Annotated in this window: 1 protein-coding gene; it reads right to left on the reverse strand. The window is 65.7% G+C overall.

What is annotated here, in order from left to right; all coding sequences use genetic code 11:
* Positions 1 to 1178, reverse strand: a 1178-nt coding sequence (locus LQ144_RS22900; protein WP_230121534.1) for a 4-hydroxybenzoate 3-monooxygenase, incomplete at its 3' end; no start/stop codon positions are given.
* Positions 1179 to 1203: the final 25 nt, after the last annotated feature.

The raw sequence follows: 1203 nt of genomic DNA on the forward strand, positions 1-1203 counted from the left end.
GGCCAGCCGGTGTAGGCCTCGGCGAGGTAGGCCATGCCGTGGGTGGAGGAGACCACAGAGTTGAGCTCGCCGAGCTGGCGGGCGCGGGAGAAGTCGTCCGCGCCGGCGGGGGTGTGGAGCATGGTGGTCATCCAGTAGGAGAACTGCTGGGCCTTCCAGACCCGTTCCAGCGCGCGGTCGCTGTAGGTCTCCAGGAGCCGGTCGGAGCCGGAGTTGTAGTGGTTGTCCAGCCCTTCGAAGAGGACCTTGACGTCGTGGATGGCCAGGTTCAGGCCCTTGGCACCAGTGGGCGGGACTGTGTGCGCGGCGTCGCCGGCAAGGAACATGTTGCCGTGGCGCATCGGCGTATGGACGAAGCTGCGGAAGGGCAGCACCATCTTCTCGATGACCGGGCCTTCCTTGAGTTCGAAGCCGTTGCCGTTCACCCGGCTGCGGAACTCGGCCCAGATCCGGTCGTCGTCCCACTCGGCGACGTTTTCCTTGGGGTCGCACTGGAAGTACATCCGCTGGACCGTCTCCGTGCGCTGGCTGATCAGGGCGAAGCCGTTCTCCGAGTTGGCGTAGATCAGTTCGTCGGAACTGCGCGGCGCCTCGGCCAGGATGCCGAACCAGGCGAAGGGGTACTCGTGGAAGTACCACTTGCGCTGCGCCTCAGGGATCTGGAACCGGCAGTGGCTGCGGGAACCGTCCGCGCCCACCAGGAAGTCGGCCCGGATCTCGAACTCCACGCCGTCGGCGTCCGTGAACCAGACCTTCGGCCTGCCCTCAAGTTCGTGCACGGTGGTGTCAGTGACGCTGTAGCGGACGTCGCCGCCGTCGTCCTTTCTGCGTGCGGCGAGGTCCAGGAAGACGTCCGTCTGCGGATAAAGCCACACCGATTCCCCCACCAGGTCCTTGAAGTCGACGCGGTGGCTCTCGCCGTTGAACCGCAGCTCGATGCCGTCGTGCCGGTCCCCCTTGCGAAGGACGCGGTCCGAGACACCGCTGTCCACCAGCAGGTTCACGGTGCCGTGTTCAAGGATGCCGGCGCGGACGGTTTCGGAAATTTCCTTGTGGCTGCGGACTTCGATGACCGTGGATTCGATGCCGGCCTTGGCCAGCAGGTGGGACAGCATCAGCCCGGCCGGGCCTGCCCCCATGATGGCCACCTGCGTGGTGATGGTCTTGCGTGTTGCCATGACTGGATCTCGCTTCGTTGCGGGC

The sequence above is a fragment of the Arthrobacter sp. Bi83 genome (assembly GCF_918698095.1).
In the GTDB taxonomy this organism is placed as follows: Bacteria; Actinomycetota; Actinomycetes; order Actinomycetales; family Micrococcaceae; genus Arthrobacter.